This window comes from Sphingomonas sp. (assembly GCF_035910975.1).
Classification (GTDB): Bacteria; Pseudomonadota; Alphaproteobacteria; order Sphingomonadales; family Sphingomonadaceae; genus Sphingomonas.
In genome coordinates this window covers 877,835-892,912 of sequence record NZ_JAMHWM010000029.1, presented here as the reverse complement: position 1 = coordinate 892,912, position 15,078 = coordinate 877,835, and the positions used below count along the sequence as shown (strand labels likewise).

Genomic DNA, 15,078 nt, shown 5'->3' with positions numbered 1-15,078 from the left:
TTGACATCGCGCCCGGCGTGATGCGGTCAGCGGCGATGGACGCCGAGAACAGCATCGCGGGGGCGATCGAGCGCGCGGAACGCGAATCGGCCTTTCTCGCCAATCTGATCGCGCGCGAACCTGACGTGGTGGCCGACATGCCGCGCTGGCTGGCCGATCCGATGGCGGCGGCGGTGCTGCCGTCCGACATGCCCGTCGCGCGGGCGCTGCGGCTGGCGCGGCGGCGGCTGGCGCTGATCGTCGCGATCGGGGACCTGAGCGGGACGTTCGACCTGACGCGGACGACGCGCCTGCTGACCGATTTCGCCGACTGGGCGCTCGACGCGGCGATCCGCGCGGCCATCGCCGAGCGCGGCGGCGCGGGCGAGGCGAACGGGCTGGTCGCGATCGCGCTGGGCAAGCAGGGCAGCGGCGAGCTCAACTATTCGTCCGACATCGATCCGATCCTGCTGTTCGACCCCGCCACGTTGCCGCGCCGCGAGCGCGATGACCCTGAGGAAGCGGCGGTGCGGATCGGGCGGCGGGTGGTCGAGTTGCTGCAGGCGCGCGACGGCGACGGCTATGTCTTGCGAGTGGACCTCAGGTTGCGTCCGTCGCCCGAGGTGACGCCGATCGTCCTGCCGGTCGAGGCGGCGATCACCTATTATGAATCGCAGGCGTTGCCGTGGGAACGCGCCGCCTTCATCCGGGCGCGCAGCGCCGCGGGGGACATGGCGCTGGGCGAGGGCTTCCTTGCCGCGATCCGGCCGTTCGTGTGGCGCCGCAGCCTCGATTTCGGGACGATCGGCGAGATTCGGGGGATTTCGCGCCGAATTCGCGACCATCACGCACAGGGGCAGGCGTTCGGGCCAGGTTTCGACCTGAAGCGCGGGCGTGGCGGCATTCGCGAGGTCGAGTTCTTCGCGCAGATCCACCAGTTGATCCACGGCGGGCGCGAGCCGGCCTTGCGCGCGCCGGCGACGCGCGATGCGTTGGCGGCGCTGGCGGCGGCAGGGCGGATCGACGAAGGCGACGCGGCCGCGCTGGCGGATGCGTACACGCTTTTGCGGACGATCGAGCATCGCACGCAGATGATCGACGACCGCCAGACGCACATGCTGCCGGCGCAGGGCGAGGCGCTTGACCGGGTCGCGCGGCTGCATGGCATGGCGGACGGAGCCGACGTGCTCGACCTGCTGCGCCCGCATGTCGAACGGGTCGGCCGGGTCTATGACGCACTGGACGGCGAACCGGCGTCGCGACTGGCGGTGAGCGCCGAGCCGCTGACCGACGAGCTTGTCGCACGCGGTTTCGCCGACAGCCAGGCCGCGGCCCAGCGGATCGCGGCGTGGCGACAGGGGAGCTATCCCGCGCTGCGCAGCGCAGCGGCGCAGGATGCGCTGGAAGCGGTGCTGCCGGCGCTGATCGCCGCGCTGGGCGAGGCGCCCGACCCGCAGGACGCGCTGATGCGGCTCGATGCGATGCTGGCGAAGCTGCCGTCGGCGATCAACGTGCTGCGGCTGATCGCTGCGCGGCCGGCGCTGCTGGCGCTGCTGACCACGATCCTCGCGCACGCCCCGACGCTGGCCTCGGCATTGGGGCGCCGTGCGAACCTGCTCGACGGGCTGATCGACGCCTCCGCCTTCGACCTGCCGGGCGATGTCGCGACGATCGCGGCCGAGATGCACGATGGCGATGTCGGCACCGATTACCAGCGCCTGCTTGATCGCGTGCGCGACGTCGTGGCCGAAAAACGCTTTGCGCTGGGTGCGCAGATCGTCGCCGGGCGCAGCGATCCGCTGGCGGTATCCGCCGGCTATGCGCGGGTGGCGGAGGCCGCGGTGCAGGTGCTGGCGAGCGCGACGGTGAACGAATTCGTCGTGCGACACGGCCGGGTGCCGGGCAGCGAACTCGTCATCCTGGCGCTGGGTCGGATGGGCGGCGCGGCGCTGACCCATGCGTCCGATCTCGACCTGATCTATCTCTTCACCGGCGATTTCGCGGGCGAATCGGATGGCGAGAAGCCGCTCGGCGCGGTGCTCTACTACAACCGGCTCGCCTCGCGCGTGTCCGCCGCGCTGTCGGTACCGACCGCGTCGGGCCCGCTGTACGAGATCGACACGCGGCTGCGGCCGTCCGGTGCTTCGGGGCCGCTGGTCGTCTCAATCGACGGATTCTCGCGCTACCAGCGCGAGAGCGCGTGGACGTGGGAGCATATGGCGCTGACGCGGGCGCGGCCGATCTTCGGCTCCGTGGCGGCGCGGGCCGAGGTGCAGTCGATCATCGACGGCGTGCTGGCGGGCGACCGGCCCGAACGCGATATCGTCGCCGACGCCACCGCGATGCGCGCCGACATGGCCGGGCACAAGCCGCCGCGCGGCCCGCTCGATGCCAAGCTGCTCGAAGGCGGGCTGGTCGACCTGGAGTTCGCGGTGCATGTCGTGCAACTGGTCCACCGAACGGGTTTCAGCCCCTATCTCGACGTGGCGATCGATCGGCTGGCCGAGGCGGCTCTGCTGCCGGGCGCGATGCGGGGCGCGCATGATTTCCTCACCCGCCTGCTGGTCGCGACGCGGCTGGTCGCGCCCGACGCCGAGCCGCCGGGGGAGGCGACCCGCGCGCTGATCGCCCGCGCGCTCGACCTGCCCGACTGGGATGCGGTGCTTGCGTGCCTGGACACGACGCGCCAACAGGTGCGCGTGGCCTGGGCCGCGACGATCGGAGCTGCGTGAATGACCGAAGGCGATGCGATCCCCGACCTGACGCTGGAGGGCGCGGACGGCCCGGTGCGACTGGCCCATTATCGCGGGCGGCCGTTCGTCCTCTATTTCTATCCCAAGGACGATACGCCCGGCTGCACGCGCGAGGCGCAGGATTTCTCGGCGCTGGCCGATGCTTTCGCCGTGGCCGGGGTTGCGCTGCTCGGTGTGTCGAAGGATCCACCGGCGAAGCACGCGAAATTCGCCGCCAAGCACGACCTGAAGATCCCGCTCGCCTCTGACGACGAGAACGGGACGGTGCTCCAGGCGTTCGGCGCGTGGCAGGAAAAGAGCCTGTACGGGCGCAAGTACATGGGCATCGATCGATCGACCTTCCTGTTCGGGGCCGATGGCGGATTGGCGAAGGCGTGGCGCAAGGTCCGCGTGGCGGGCCATGCCGAACAGGTGCTGGCGGCCGCGAAGGCGCTGTGACGAGCGTCGCCGCCGCGATCCGCGCGGTGCTGGTCGAGGGCGATCCGGTGGAGAAAGTGCGGCGTGCCCGCAAGGCTGCGCGCGACTGGCGACTAGGCCGGCTGGACTTCGCCTTCGATGTTGCGATGCCGGACTGTCCGGCACGACCCGTCGAGCCGGAGCTGCTGCCGCCGAAATATATGCCGAAGCGGCGCAAGGGCGGGTCGGAGCGCGGGCGAATTGCACTGATCCACGCGCTGGCGCACATCGAGTTCGTCGCGATCGACCTGGCGTTCGACATGGCCGGGCGGTTCGGCGCTGGATTTCCGCGCGGCTTCACCGACGACTGGCTGGCGGTCGGCGCGGACGAGGCGATGCATTTCGCATTGCTCGACAGGCGGTTGCGCGCGCTTGGCAGCCGGTATGGCGCGATGCCCGCGCACGACGGGCTGTGGGAAGCCGCGAGCGAGACGGCCGGCGATCCCCTGGCGCGACTGGCCGTGGTGCCGATGGTACTCGAAGCGCGCGGACTGGACGTGACACCGGCCACGCTCGCACGGTTCGAGGTGGTCGGCGACGAGCCCGGCGCGCGCATCCTGCGCCGGATATTGAGCGACGAGGTGCGCCATGTCGCGGTGGGAGCCAGATGGTTCCGATGGCGCTGCGATCAGGCTCGAATCCCGCCCGTGGCGACGTGGCAGACCCTGGTTTCGCGGCATTTTCACGGGGCGCTCAAGCCCCCGTTCAACGACTCGGCGCGCGAGGCTGCCGGTCTGACGCGGGATTTCTACGCTCCTATTGCCCTTCCCTGACCACCCCCGCATCAATCGGTCGTCCTGAAGCGGAGGGGGCTCCTCATCGGGTCGTGTTTTTGAATTTTGCTCGTTCCACGCGGGGTTGGGGCGGGTTTTGCCGGTTGCGGGGATCGATGATCACTTCCGTTCTTGCCAAATTTTCGGGTTCCGTCGCGCAGGCGGTGACGGCCGGTGCGGGCGCCTTTGCCCTGCTATTTTCCGTCTACGGCGTGCCGCAGGCCGCGACCGGCATCGTCGGCTCGGGCGCTTCCGTCGAGCAGATGCGCGGCGAGGTGTCGTGGACGAACGCCGACGCCGCGGCGATGAAGATCGCCGCCCACCAGCGCGTGTCGGCGGACCGCTATCTGTCGACCGTGAGCGGCGGCATGGGCGGCCCGTTCGAAGCGGCCCCCGCCGCCGGCGAGGCCGGCACCACCGACGCGGCCAGCGACGCCCAGTTCCGAGCGCTGTTCCAGACCTGGAAGCAGCTCGACACGGCAGAGCAGACGGTGATTTCCATTCCGTCGATGCAGCCGGTCAACAACATGACGCTGACCAGCACGTTCGGCGTGCGCACCGATCCGTTCCGCGGCGTCGCCGCGATGCACGCGGGCATCGACATTCCGGGGCCGGTCGGCACGCCGATCTATGCCACCGCCGACGGCATCGTCGGCCGCGCCGAGCGCGCTGGCGGCTATGGCAATCTGGTCGAGCTGAATCACGGCAAGGGCATCGAGACGCGCTACGGCCATCTTTCGAAAATCCTCGTCCAGCCGAACACCCGCGTGCGGCGCGGGCAGTTGATCGGCCTGATGGGGTCGACCGGCCGTTCGACCGGCAGCCACCTGCACTATGAGGTCCGCGTCGATGGCCGCGCGGTCAATCCGACGCCGTACATGCAGGTTGCCGACACGATGCTGTCGATCCAGGATCGCGCGCTGAAGGCACAGCAGGTCGCGGTGGGCGGCCCGGCCGATCGCTGATCCGGCGGTTGCCGCCGTCCGGCATCGGCCCTATCTGACCGGTATGGCAACCATCGCCCAGCCGGATATCGCCCTGACCCCGTCCGCCGCCGCGCGCGTCGCGACGATCGCGGAGCGCCAGCACAAGCCCGCCATCCTGCGCCTTGCGGTGGATGGCGGGGGCTGTTCGGGCTTCCAGTACAGTTTCGCGCTCGCCGACGCCCCCACCGCCGACGATGTGGTGGCGGAGACCGACGGCGTCCGGCTGGTCGTCGATCCTGTCAGCCTCGATCTCGTCCGCGGGGCGAGCGTCGATTATGTCGAAAGCCTGGGCGGCGCGGCGTTCCGCGTGACCAACCCCAACGCGGAATCGGGCTGCGGCTGCGGCTCCAGCTTCTCGATCTGACGCGCCAGGGGAGGATTTTGGCGTGAAGATCGTCAGCTACAACGTGAACGGCATCAAGGCGCGCCTGCCGCGACTGATTGAGTATCTGAACGAGGCGAAGCCCGATGTGGTGTGCCTGCAGGAACTCAAATCGGCCGACGAGGGCTTCCCGGTCACCGACATCGAGGCCGCCGGATATGGCGCCGTCTGGCATGGGCAAAAGGGCTGGAACGGGGTCGCCATCCTGGCCCGCGACGCCCAGCCGGTCGAGCGGCAGAAGGGCCTGGCCGGCGAGCCCGAAGACGAGCACAGCCGCTATATCGAAGCTGAGGTGGCGGGCGTGGTGATCGCGTCGATCTACCTGCCCAACGGCAATCCGCAGCCGGGCCCCAAGTTCGATTACAAGCTGCGCTGGATCGGTCGGCTGGCCGATCGCGCCCGCGGACTGCTGGCGGAGGAAATGCCGGTGGTGCTGGCCGGAGATTACAACGTCATCCCCAACGACGACGACACATTCTCTGTCCGCGCGATGGCCGACGATGCGCTGATGCAGCCGGAAAGCCGGGCGGGGTATCGCGCGCTGCTGGCCCAGGGATGGACCGATGCGTTGCGCACCCGGTTTCCGGCCGGGGGGGTGTGGACTTTCTGGGACTATCAGGCCGGCGCCTGGCAGCGCGACGCCGGGTTCCGCATCGACCATCTGCTGCTCAGCCCGCAGGCGGCCGATCGTTTCGCGGACGCCGGGGTCGATCGCGAATATCGCGGGCGCGAAAAGGCCAGCGATCACGCGCCGACCTGGGTACGGCTTCGGTCCGCCTCGTGAATCGCGTTGTAAGTCGGCGTTAAACCGCGAGTGCGAAGCTTTGGTGTGATCCGCCGCACCTTGGCGGATGGTACCACGGGCGCTAACACTAAAGCATTGATATCTAACGTTCCGAGTGTGTGGCACGCTTAGTGCACTGCTACACGTGACGGGCAATGTTCGCCCGTTTCGTTCGGGAGGAAGAGATCATGAAGACGCTTGTGATGACCGCCGTTGCCGCTGCGGCGCTGACCGTGGCCGGCACCGCATCCGCGTCGCCGACTGTCGCCGTCCAGCAGGCGACCGCCGAAGCTGGCAAGTCCGACGCCGAGGTGAAGGAGAAGGTCTATTGCGTGCGCACGACCATTTCCGGTTCGCGCATGCCGCAGAAGGTGTGCCGCACCCGCAAGGCGTGGCAGGCACAGGGTTTCGACCCGGCGGCGCCCAACGGCTGATCGCGACCACAATGGCGGGGCGGCGGATGCGCCGCTTCGCCGGTTGCCCGCTGCCAGCCAAAGCCTCGACCATTGGAGTTGAAACACCGTGTTCCGGCGAAGAACGGAACCTTGGCCGCCGGAGCCTGTGATCGCCAACGCTCCGGCCTTTGCCGGAGAGCCGGCCCGATTCAGGGCGGCTGGATCAGATTTTACAGCGCGCGTGCGTAAATCTGGTAGATCTTGTTGACTTGGCTATCGATCGTCTCGGCGATCGACCGCATGCCCTGGTTGTCGTCCAGCACCCAGCCGATCTCGCCGCGCGTGGCGCCATAGCGTTTCAGGGCGGCGCGGCGGATATATTCGATCATCATGAAGGCGAGCTGGCCGGCGAGGCGCGAGGACTGGAGTTCCTTGACGACGCCCATCAACGGCACGCGCATCGTCCGCACCTTCGGCCGGCGGAGCCACAGCAGCAGTTTTGCCCAGCCGAAGGGTAACAAATTGCCCTTCAGCGGTTTCAGCGCCTCGTTCAGGTCGGGCAGGGTAATCATGAAGGCGACGGGCCGCCCATCCAGTTCGGCGATGCGGATCAGGTCGTTGAACACGATCGGCTTCAGCTTGACGCCGATATCGTCGATTTCCGGCGGGGTCAGCGGCACGAACCCCCAATTGTCCGACCACGCATCGTTGAGGATGTCGAGGATGATCGCCGCTTCCTCCTCGAACCGCGACTTGTCGACTTCGCGGATGCGGATGCTGTCGTTACGCTCGCCCGACTGGATGATGCGCTGGACGATCTTCGGGAAATCCTGGGTGATGTCGAGGTCGTAGGTCATCAACCGCTTGACCGGTTCGTAGCCGGCACCCTCGATCCAGCCGCGATATTCGCGCTTGGCATGGCCCATCATGATCGTCGGCGGGTGATCGTACCCCTCGATCAACAGGCCGGGTTCCTCCCAGATAGACATCGAGATGGGGCCGAGCGCGCGCGTCATCCCCTGGCCGCGCAGCCAGTCCTCCGCCGTCGCGACAAGCTTCGCGGCGACCTCGCCATCGACCGCGTCGAACAGGCCCCATTGCCCGGTACCGGGACCGAACCCCTGTTCGACCGGCATCGTCAGCGCCAGCGTGTCGATATGGGCGGAGATGCGTCCCACCGCCTTGCCGTCGCGCTCGGCCAGGAAAAGCTGCGCCTTGGCGTGGCTGAACCAGCCGTTCTTTTCGGGCAGCAACAGGCCCAGCGCCTCACCCTTCAGCGGCGGCACCCAGTTGGGATCGTCGGCATAGAGGCGAAAGGGCAGGTCGGCAAAGGTCTTGTAATCGGCCTTCGACGAGATCGCGCGGATGGAAAGATCGGCCATTGGACCAGCCTTGCAGCGGGAAGACGGCGGTCGTGTGACCGGCGCGATCGATCATGGCAAGCGGGATTTCCGCGGGAGGCGGCCACCCGCCTCCCTCGTATCGCCACCAATCAGCCACTATCTTCGGGCAATGGCCAGCCCGATGGATACCACTGCCACTCTCGATCGGCGCACGGCGGGCGCCTGGGCGCTTGCCCAGCCACCGGCTCCGCGTGAACGGATCGCCGACGACAAGGCGCTGCTGCGCGCGGCGGCCGAACTGTCGCGCGATCTGGCCGCGCCCAGGCCCTGGATTTACTGGGCGGACAGCTTGGCATCTGTCGCGCTCGGCTATGCCGCGCTCGCCGGGGCGATCCTGTTGCCGCAGACCGGCCTGGCGATCCTGTCGGGCATCGTCGCGGTGTTCGCGCTGTACCGCGCGGGCAGCTTCATCCACGAAGTCAGCCACATGAAGCATGCGGCGGTGCCGGGATACCGGCTGGCGTGGAACCTGCTGGTGGGCGTGCCGCTGCTGATCCCGTCGTTCCTGTACGAAGGCGTGCACACGCTGCACCATGCGAAGACGCGCTATGGCACGGTCGACGATCCCGAATATCTCCCGCTCGCGCTGATGAAGCCGTGGTCGGTGCCGATGTTCGTGGGCGCGGCGGCGCTGGCGCCGATCGCGTTCCTGTTCCGCTTCGCCGTGCTCTCGCCGCTCTCGCTGGCGATCCCGCCGCTTCGCCGCACGATCGCCGCGCGGTTTTCGGCGCTGGCGATCAATCCCGCCTTTCGCCGCCGTGACGAAAAGGATGAATATCGCCGCTACTGGGTACGGCTGGAGATCGCGGCCGGCCTGTGGGCCATCGCGCTGATCGCACTGGTTGCAACGGGGATCGTACCGCTGAAGGCGTTCGCGATCTTCCTGGGCGTGCTGGCGGCGACGATGGTCCTCAACCAGGTCCGCACGCTCGTCGCCCACCTGTGGGAGAATGACGGCGAGGCGATGACGGTGACGGCCCAGTATCTCGATTCGGTCAACGTGCCGCCACCGGGGTTGCTGCCGATGCTGTGGGCGCCGGTGGGCCTGCGTTACCACGCGCTGCACCACCTGCTGCCGGGCGTGCCCTATCACAATCTGGGCGAGGCGCATCGCCGGCTATGCGCGGCGGTGGAAGCCGGATCACCCTATCACAAGGCGAGCTACAAGGGGCTGCCGGGCCTGCTCGGCCGGCTGGTGCGCTCGACCTTCGGTCAGCGCTGAGCGGCTATTCCTCGGTACGAACCAGCACCGCCTCGCCGACCATCGCGAACAGCAGGAACGGCGCCCAGGCGGCGAGGAACGGCGGGTAGGCGCCGAGATTGCCCATCGCCAGCGCGAAATTGTCGGCGACGAAATAGGCGAAGCCCAACGCCATGCCGATCACCGCGCGGACGAACAGCTTGCCCGAACGCGCGACCCCGAACGCCGCGACGGCGGCCAGCAGCGGCATCAGCACGGACGACAGCGGCCCCGACAATTTGTGCCACAGCGCGCCTTCCAGCGCCTTGGTCGGCCGGCCCGCCGCCTTGAGATCGTCGATCGCGACGGCAAGCGCGCGGAACGACAGGCCATCGGGATCGACCGTGGCAAGCGTGAACTGGTCGGGCCGCACGCCGGGGCCGACCTGCGTGCTCGCCAGCCGGGTCGCGATGCCGGTGGCGACGTCGAAGCGGCGGGCATTTTCGAGGCGCCATGCATCGCCGTCCAGCCGGGCGGTTTCGCCCGTGACGATGGCGGTCAGACGGCCGTCCGTGCGTTCATAGACGCTGACGCCGCCCAGCACGGCGCCGCCGCCGCGCCCCTTGATCTGGCGTGCCTGGATCAGATCGTCGCCGTCGAGCACCCAAACGTTGCTGCGGTCGCCGCGATCGATCGGCAACGGGCCATATTCGACCTTCTGCCACTGATCGAGCGTCGCGGTGGCGCGCGCAACGATCCGGTCGTTGAACGCGAAGGACAACGCCGCGATGCCCAGCGAGGCGACCATCAGCGGGGCCAGGACCTGGTGCGCCGACAGGCCCGCCGCCTTCATGGAAATGACCTCGCTGTTCTGGTTGAGCGTGGTCAGCGTGATGATCGTGCCGAGCAGCACGGAAAAGGGCAGGAAGCGCGCGACGATCTGCGGCGCGCGCAGGCCGACGTAGCGCCAGATCTCGCCCTCGCCATTGCCGGAATAGGCAAGGATGCGACCCGATTCGCTCAGCAGGTCGAGCGCCTGAAGCACGACGACCAGCGCGATCAGGATGGCGAAGGTGCGCGTCAGGAACAGCCGCGCCATGTAGAGCGTGATCGTCCGCGAAGGGAAGAAGGATGCCGCCGCGCTCATGCCGTAGCCTCCCGTCGCCGCCGGCCGGGCAGACGCCGCGCGATCGCCGACGCCAGCTTGCCGAACACCCGTTCCAGCGCGCCGATCGGCTGGCCGCCGGGGACATAGGCGATCTGATAGTACATCCAGCCGATCAGCGCCGCGAGCAGCAGGAACGGCACCCACAGGGCGATCAGCGGATCGATCCGGCCGAGCCCGCCCACGGCCTCCGCATATTGGTTAATCTTGTGATAGGTCACGATCATCACGATCGACAGGAACACCCCGAGCGCCGAGGTGGAGCGTTTGGGCGGGATGCCGAGCGCCAGCGCGAGCAGGGGCAGCAGGAACATCGTCGCCACCTCCACCACGCGGAAGTGGAAGGCGGATCGGCTGGTGTCGCGCACCTGCTGCGTTTCGCCGCGATCATGCCCCATGACCGCGAGTTCGGGCAGGGTGCGTTCGAGGTTTCGCTCCCCGCGCGGGCGGAAGCTTTCGAAGCGCGGCAGATCGATCGGCAGGTCGTGGCTGGTAAAGGTCAGCACGCGCGGCGCGACGAAATCGGGCGCGTCGTGGACAAGCGTGCCGTTGGTCAGGCGGAAGATGATGACGTCGGGATCGTCGGTACGCAGGAACTGGCCGCTGGCGGCTGTCACAGACACGCTGGTGCCGGCGATCGGGGTCGCGTGGACGAAGATGCCGTTGAGGCGGTGGCCGTCCTCCAGGCTCTGCTCGATCCGGAGCGTCATCTTGTCGCCCAGGTTGGTGAACTCGCCGACCTTGATCGACGCGCCCAGCGCCCCCGATCGCAGCTCGAACCGCAGCCCTTCATAGGCGTAGCGCGCCTTGGGCTGGACATAGCCGACGATCGCCAGGTTGAGTGCGGCGAGCACCAAAGTGTACATGTACGGCACGCGCAGCAGCCGGCCATAGCTCATGCCCACGCCGCGCAGTACGTCGAGTTCCGACGTTGTCGCCAGCCGCCGGAACGCCAGCAGGATGCCGAGCATCAGCCCGATCGGGATGCCGAGCCCGAGATATTCGGGCAGCAGGTTGGCCAGCATCTTCCACACGACGCTGACCGGTCCGCCCTCTGTCGCGACGAAATCGAACAGTCGCAGCATGCGGTCGAGGACCAGCAGCATCGCCGCGATGACCAGCGTCGAGATCAGCGGCACCGCGATGAGCCGGGCCAGATAGCGATCGATCGACTGCATGGGAGCGGGCAGGGCGGCCTTCGAGTGGGGGAGGAACGGCTATATCGGGCCGGGCGGCGCGCGCCAGCCCAATTCGCGCGTCACGCGGCGGAGCGTACCGGCTCCCCGCCAGGCGGCGCGTCCACGGCGGCCGCGACCGCCGCCTCCAGCGCGGCGATGGTATAGGGTTTGCGCAGCACCGGATAATCCTCGAATCCGGTATGTTCGGCGGCGTCGCCCGCGAAGCCGGTGACGAACAGCACCGCGACGCCGGGCAGGGCGGGCCGGAGTTCGGCGATCAGTTCAGGGCCGGTCTTGCCGGGCATCAGCACGTCGCTGAGGATCAGGTCGAACGGGCCGTGTTCCGCCACCATGGTCGCGGCGGAGAAGGGATCGCCGCAGGGGACGGGGGCATGGCCCAGATCCTTCAAGGCGTCGATCGTCGCCGACAGCACGCGGGGATCGTCCTCGACCACCAGGATACGGCGGGGGGACGGAGCGGCGCGCGGCGTGACCGGTTCGGGACGCGTCGGCAGACGCGCGGGTGCCGACGCAACGCTGGTGTCGCGCGGCAGGTAGATGGTGACGGTCGTACCCTGACCCGCGATCGAATCGATCGTGATCGCGCCGCCCGACTGGCGCACGAAGCCGAAGATCTGGCTGAGTCCCAGCCCGGTGCCCTTGCCGATCGGCTTGGTGGTGAAAAAGGGTTCGAACACCCGCTCCATCACCTCCGCGCTCATGCCGCAGCCGCTGTCGGCGACCGCGATCGTCGCATAGTCGCCGGCCGCGCACTGATCGACTTCGTGCTCGGCGAGGCGCGCGGCGCCGGTCGCGATGCGCAGCGTACCGCGCCCGTCCATCGCGTCGCGGGCGTTGACCGCCAGATTGAGTACGGCGTTCTCCAGCCCGCTCGGATCGACGCGGACGCGCCAGCCTTCGCTCCGGTCGTGCGTTTCAATGGTGATCGCATCGCCCAGCGTGCGATCGATCAGGTCGGACATGCCCGCGATCACCCCCGCCGCCTCGACCGAGGCGGGCTGGAGCGGTTCGACGCGCGCGAAGGCGAGCAGACGGCGGGTAAGGGCGGCGGCGCGCTCGGCGCCTTCCTCCGCGCTGTCGAGATGGCGCGAGACTTCGGGATCGCGGCCGCCGTGATGGCGTTTGGCGAGCTCGATGCCGCCCAGAACCACCGCCAGCATATTGTTGAAATCATGCGCGATACCGCCGGTCAGCTGGCCGACCGCGTCGAGCTTTTGCATCTGGCGCAGCTTGGCCTCGGCGACTTCACGTTCGCGTGCCTCGGTCTGGAGCTCGGTCGTTACCGTATGCACCGCGGCCTCCAGCAGCTCGACGCGCTGGCGTTCGGCTTCCGTCTCGGCATCGGCGACCGCGCGGGCCGTCTGGGCGCGCAGGGTCAGCCAGCCGAGCGCGATCGCACCCAGCACGATCGCGATGCCGAACAGCGCCAGCACCTTGGCCGCGAGGTTCGACGCCGCGATCGTCGTCTGCGCGGCGTCGCTGCGCGCCTGAAGCAGGGCCTTTTCGCGCGTGATGAAGCTTTCCAGCAGGCGGGTGATGCGGCGCAGCGAGGCGGCGTCGCGGGCGGCATAATAATGCGCCAGCGCCTGGTTGTTCTTCTTGTAGCGCGTGCTCAGCGCGATCAGCGCCAGTTCCGCGCCGCGATCGGTGTAGGCGATCCGCAGCGCGTCGATGCGCCGATCCTGTTCCTGGTTGTCGCGGACCAGCAGGTCGAGCCGGTCGATCTGCTGTCCGGCGCGGACCCATTCGTCCTGGTATTGCACGCCGATCCGCTGGTCGCCGCTGATGACGTAGCGGCCGAGCGATGCCTCCGCGCGGGCCATGGTCTCCGCCAGGCCGCGCGCGCGAAGCATGACGTCGAAGCTCTGCGATTGCAGCGTCAGCGCCCGATCGCGCGCTGTGTTCGCATAGCCGACCGTGACGATCAGCGCCGCGAGCACGCCAGCGCCCAGTGCCGCGACGATCACCATCATGATCGCGCGCCAGTGCGCGTGGACGAAGCCCGCGAAATCGGATGCGCCCCGGTCGCTCATCCCGCGCGCGACCCTACAGGAACGGGCGAATCTTGGGAAGTCGCGCTCAGCCGATCACGCCCACCGCGCGGCCGGCCGCCGTGAACATCTGCGTCACGCGGGCGATCTGTTCGGGCGTATGCTCGGCGCACAGCGAGCAGCGCAGCAGGAAGGTGCCGGCGGGCGTCGCCGGCGGCCGCGCCATGTTGACGTACAGGCCGTTGTCGAGGAGCGCCTGCCACATCGCCACCGCCTGTTCCTGATCGTCGAGGATCACGGCGATGATCGCGCTGTCGGGCGTTTCGGTGCCGAGACGGAAGCCCAGGCTCTTCAGGTTGCCGTGCAGCGTGCGGGCGTTTTCCCACAGCCGCGCGCGCTTGTCGTGCGCGGTCATCAGCTTGCGGATCGACGCGGCGGCGGTGGCGACCACCGACGGCGGCAGCGACGCGGTGAAGATATAGGCGCGGCACGCAAGGCGGATCGCCTCGAACTTCGGATGGTTCGACACGCAGAAGCCGCCCACCGTCCCGACCGACTTGGAGAAGGTGCCGACGACGAAATCGACGTCGTCCTCCAGCCCCAGTTCCTCGTACACGCCGCGACCGTTGGGGCCGTAGAAGCCCATCGAATGCGCTTCGTCGCTGAGCACCATCGCATTGTGCTTTCTGGCGACGGCGACCATTTCCCGGAGCGGTGCGATGTCGCCGAGCATCGAATAGACGCCTTCCAGAACGACCAGCTTTCCAGCCTCCGCGGGCAAACGGCCGAGACGCTTGTCGAGGTCGTTCACGTCATTGTGGCGGAAGCGGACGATGTCGGCATAGCCCTGTTTGCAGCCATCATAGATGCTGGCGTGGCTGTCGGCGTCGAGGATCACGTAATCCCCCTTGCCGGCGAGGGTCGAGATCATGCCGAGGTTCGCCATGTAGCCGGTCGAGAAGACGATCGCGCCCGACACGCCGTAGAAGTCGCGCAGCGCCTGTTCGACCTCCATATGATCCCGGAAGGTGCCGTTGAGCATCCGGCTGCCGTTGGTGCCGGAACCGAACTTCTCCAGCGCCTCGTGCCCCGCCGCCAGGACGTCGGGGTCAAACGTCATGCCCATGTAGTTGTAGGTGCCGAGCAGGATCGTGTCCCGGCCCTTGATGACCGCTTCGGTCGGCGACTTCACCTGTTCCATCACGATCGCGAACGGATCGGTGACGCCGCTGTCGAGCAGTGCCTGGCGTTCGGCGATGAGGCCGTCGAACTTCGACATCAGGTCGCGCGTTCCCGCCGGCAGCGGGGCGGGCGCGTCGGGCTGGAGGCCGGTTTCGGTCATGCGCGTCAGCCCTTCAGCTTGGCGACCGCATCGACCAGCTGGCCAACCGTCTCGATCTCGGCCTGCATGTTCATCGTGATGATGATGTCGAATTCGTCCTCGATCGCCGCGACGAAATCCATCACGGTCAGCGAATCCCATTCGAGATCGCCCTGAAAGGTCGTGGCTTCGCTGAGTGCCACGCCCTTCTTGTTGAAGGGCTCGATCTGCGCGGTGACGGTGTCGAGGATCTGGCTGCGGTCGGTCATCTGCGGTCCTTTGGCGTCGGATTACGGCGCGTATGGGGCGGC

The 15,078-nt window shown here is 68.1% G+C and carries 14 protein-coding genes; 8 read left to right on the top strand and 6 right to left on the bottom strand.

Going from position 1 to position 15,078, the window contains the following annotated elements; translation table 11 throughout:
• Positions 1-20: 20 nt before the first annotated feature.
• From VYI76_RS10735 to VYI76_RS10705, 7 genes are all read left to right on the top strand, one after another.
• A complete protein-coding gene (locus VYI76_RS10735) occupies positions 21-2,711 on the top strand; it encodes a bifunctional [glutamine synthetase] adenylyltransferase/[glutamine synthetase]-adenylyl-L-tyrosine phosphorylase (RefSeq protein WP_443018945.1) in 2,691 nt (896 codons plus the stop codon).
• Positions 2,712-3,170 (top strand): peroxiredoxin, encoded by a 459-nt coding sequence (locus VYI76_RS10730; protein WP_326524738.1) that lies wholly within the window; start codon positions 2,712-2,714, stop codon positions 3,168-3,170.
• Positions 3,167-3,961 (top strand): ferritin-like domain-containing protein, encoded by a 795-nt coding sequence (locus VYI76_RS10725; protein WP_326524737.1) that lies wholly within the window; start codon positions 3,167-3,169, stop codon positions 3,959-3,961. Before VYI76_RS10730 ends, VYI76_RS10725 begins: the two co-directional genes overlap by 4 nt.
• A 116-nt stretch (positions 3,962-4,077) precedes the next feature.
• A complete protein-coding gene (locus tag VYI76_RS10720; protein WP_326524736.1) occupies positions 4,078-4,926 on the top strand; it encodes a M23 family metallopeptidase in 849 nt (282 codons plus the stop codon).
• A gap of 43 nt (positions 4,927-4,969) precedes the next feature.
• Positions 4,970-5,311 carry an iron-sulfur cluster insertion protein ErpA gene (erpA, locus tag VYI76_RS10715; protein WP_326524735.1) on the top strand — a complete coding sequence of 114 codons (342 nt, stop codon included), beginning with the start codon at positions 4,970-4,972 and terminating at the stop codon, positions 5,309-5,311.
• A 22-nt stretch (positions 5,312-5,333) separates the two neighbouring features.
• Entirely contained in the window at positions 5,334-6,113 is a 780-nt protein-coding gene (gene xth / locus VYI76_RS10710) for an exodeoxyribonuclease III (RefSeq protein WP_326524734.1), read from the top strand.
• Between the two features lie 188 nt (positions 6,114-6,301).
• Positions 6,302-6,547: a hypothetical protein gene (locus VYI76_RS10705; protein WP_326524733.1), complete on the top strand. Its 246-nt coding sequence runs from the start codon at positions 6,302-6,304 to the stop codon at positions 6,545-6,547.
• Positions 6,548-6,738: 191 nt separating this feature from the next.
• On the opposite strand, the gene VYI76_RS10700 is transcribed toward VYI76_RS10705, so the two are convergent.
• Positions 6,739-7,890 (bottom strand): N-acetyltransferase, encoded by a 1,152-nt coding sequence (locus tag VYI76_RS10700; protein ID WP_326524732.1) that lies wholly within the window; start codon positions 7,888-7,890, stop codon positions 6,739-6,741.
• A 130-nt stretch (positions 7,891-8,020) separates the two neighbouring features.
• Between VYI76_RS10700 and VYI76_RS10695 the strand changes: the two genes are divergently transcribed.
• Positions 8,021-9,133, top strand: a complete 1,113-nt coding sequence (locus VYI76_RS10695; RefSeq protein ID WP_326524731.1) for a fatty acid desaturase family protein — start codon at positions 8,021-8,023, stop codon at positions 9,131-9,133.
• Between the two features lie 4 nt (positions 9,134-9,137).
• Here the strand turns inward: VYI76_RS10695 and lptG are convergent, their stop codons facing one another.
• The 5 genes from lptG to VYI76_RS10670 all read right to left on the bottom strand — a co-directional run bounded on the left by lptG (position 9,138) and on the right by VYI76_RS10670 (position 15,036).
• Positions 9,138-10,238, bottom strand: coding sequence for an LPS export ABC transporter permease LptG (gene lptG / locus VYI76_RS10690; RefSeq protein ID WP_326524730.1), 1,101 nt, complete (start codon positions 10,236-10,238; stop codon positions 9,138-9,140).
• Positions 10,235-11,434, bottom strand: a complete 1,200-nt coding sequence (locus VYI76_RS10685; protein ID WP_326524729.1) for an LptF/LptG family permease — start codon at positions 11,432-11,434, stop codon at positions 10,235-10,237. Before VYI76_RS10685 ends, lptG begins: the two co-directional genes overlap by 4 nt.
• An 80-nt stretch (positions 11,435-11,514) precedes the next feature.
• A complete protein-coding gene (locus tag VYI76_RS10680) occupies positions 11,515-13,488 on the bottom strand; it encodes an ATP-binding protein (protein WP_326524728.1) in 1,974 nt (657 codons plus the stop codon).
• A gap of 46 nt (positions 13,489-13,534) precedes the next feature.
• Positions 13,535-14,788 carry a serine palmitoyltransferase gene (spt, locus tag VYI76_RS10675; RefSeq protein WP_326524727.1) on the bottom strand — a complete coding sequence of 418 codons (1,254 nt, stop codon included), beginning with the start codon at positions 14,786-14,788 and terminating at the stop codon, positions 13,535-13,537.
• Positions 14,789-14,793: 5 nt separating this feature from the next.
• Positions 14,794-15,036, bottom strand: a complete 243-nt coding sequence (locus VYI76_RS10670) for an acyl carrier protein (RefSeq protein ID WP_326524726.1) — start codon at positions 15,034-15,036, stop codon at positions 14,794-14,796.
• Between the last annotated feature and the right edge of the window lie 42 nt (positions 15,037-15,078).